The organism is Saccharothrix hoggarensis (genome assembly GCF_042678885.1).
GTDB lineage: Bacteria > Actinomycetota > Actinomycetes > Mycobacteriales > Pseudonocardiaceae > Actinosynnema > Actinosynnema hoggarensis.
The window spans coordinates 1-953 of record NZ_JBHTLK010000500.1; the positions used below are offsets into that span (position 1 = coordinate 1).

Annotated in this window: 1 protein-coding gene; it reads right to left on the reverse strand. The window is 70.4% G+C overall.

Translation table 11 applies throughout. The features are described 5' to 3' along the window. The coding region (locus ACFQ3T_RS36770; protein WP_380730807.1) for an extracellular solute-binding protein at window positions 1-872 on the reverse strand (872 nt) is incomplete at its 3' end. Window positions 873-953: the final 81 nt, after the last annotated feature.

Genomic DNA, 953 nt, shown 5'->3' on the forward strand with positions numbered 1-953 from the left:
GACCGCTCCATCCAGTGCTCCTGCGCCCCCTCGCTGACCCAGAACGACAGGAAGGCGTGCGCGGCCGCCTTCTCCGCCGGCGAGAGCGACGCGTTGAGCGCCAACGACGTCGTCGCGCCGAACGTGGCCTGCGTGACCGGCCCGGCCGGCACCGGCGCGACGTCGAAGTCCACCCCGGCCTCCTGGAAACCGCTGATCGCCCACGGCCCGGTGATCACCATCGCCGCCTCGCCCCGGCTGAACGCCGCCTCCGCCTCCAGGCCGCTGAGCCCGATCGGCGACACGTGCTCCTCCCGGATCAAATCCACCCACGTCCGCACCGCGGACACCGACTCCGGACGGGTGAGCGCCGACCTGCGGCCGTCGGCCTCCAACACGTCACCACCGCCACCCCACAACGCGATCGGCCACGTCGGCGTGGTGTCGTGGTCCGGCAGCGCCAGACCGTACTGCTCGGGCCTCCCGTCACGGTCCCGGTCCACCGTCAACCGGGTCATCGCCTCACGCCACTCGTCCCACGTCGTCGGCGGCCGGTCGGGATCCAACCCCGCCCTGGTGAACAACTCCCGGTTGTAGTGCAACTTCAGGCTGGTGAACGTCATCGGCACGGCGTACTTGCGGCCGTCGTACGCGACCGCCTCGGTGGCCGCGGTGACCAGCACGTTCGACGCCGGATCCGCCGCGAACCAGTCGTCCACCGGCGCCAACACGCCCTTCTTCGCGTACTGCGCCACCCGCGTGCTGTCGAACGCGGCCAGGTCCGGCCCGCCGCCCGCCGAGTACGCCTGCAACAGACTGCGGAAGAAGACGTCCCAGGGCATGAAACTCATCTCGATCCGCACACCCGGGTTGGCCGCGTTGAACTCGTCCACGATCGACTCCAACGCCGAGGCGTTGGGCCCGGCATACCCACTCCAGAACGTGAGACGGACCAACTGCCCGGACGGCTCGAC